Origin of the sequence: Candidatus Nitrosarchaeum limnium BG20 (assembly GCF_000241145.1) — an archaeon.
GTDB lineage: Archaea > Thermoproteota > Nitrososphaeria > Nitrososphaerales > Nitrosopumilaceae > Nitrosarchaeum > Nitrosarchaeum limnae.
On record NZ_AHJG01000120.1, the window covers coordinates 1 to 678 of the forward strand.

Consider the following 678-nt stretch of genomic DNA (forward strand, 5'->3'; position numbering starts at 1 on the left):
AATTTCTATGTTGATTTTGAAGGACATGCAAAAAATCCAAGAATTGCAGAGATGTTAGATAAAATTAATCATGAAACATTGTTTATGAAGATATTGGGGTCTTATCCTTCAGCAAAATTAAACTAGAATCCTTTTGGCTTTCTTAAAGTAAAACCCATACTAAATCCAATAATCACCATACCTGAGGTAATGACAACTATATGATATGTAAACAAGATAGGATCAGTTGTTACTTGCAATGTTGCATCTACTTTTAATTCAGAAGAACCAGTATTTTGAAGATTGATTATGGTTTTACCATCTTTAAGATGAACCCAGTCTAAAGTAACTTCTTTGGCATGAGATGTTTTTGGTATTTGAAGACCATCACCTGGGCTAGATAATTTTATGTCAAATTTCTCTCCTGTAATTACCATATGCTGATGTGCATGTTCATTTGCAGAAATTTGGTATGAGGTAGCTTCTCCCACTGCAAACGTTTCATTGACTTTTATTGTGTGCAATCCAGTATCAGAAACTAAGGAATACGCTCCAATTCCAATTATAGCACTACCTACAATAATTCCGATAAGAGTTCTCTTGGATAACACAGAACAATGATTTTGAATACTACTTAAAAAATTAACTACATCAAAGATACGTCATGTGGTTGACTTTCAGCAAATCCAGCTCTTGACA

1 protein-coding gene is annotated in these 678 nt (G+C 33.0%); it reads right to left on the bottom strand.

The features are described 5' to 3' along the window. Window positions 1-122: 122 nt before the first annotated feature. A complete protein-coding gene (locus BG20_RS03875; protein WP_010191189.1) occupies window positions 123-590 on the bottom strand; it encodes a hypothetical protein in 468 nt (155 codons plus the stop codon). Window positions 591-678: the final 88 nt, after the last annotated feature.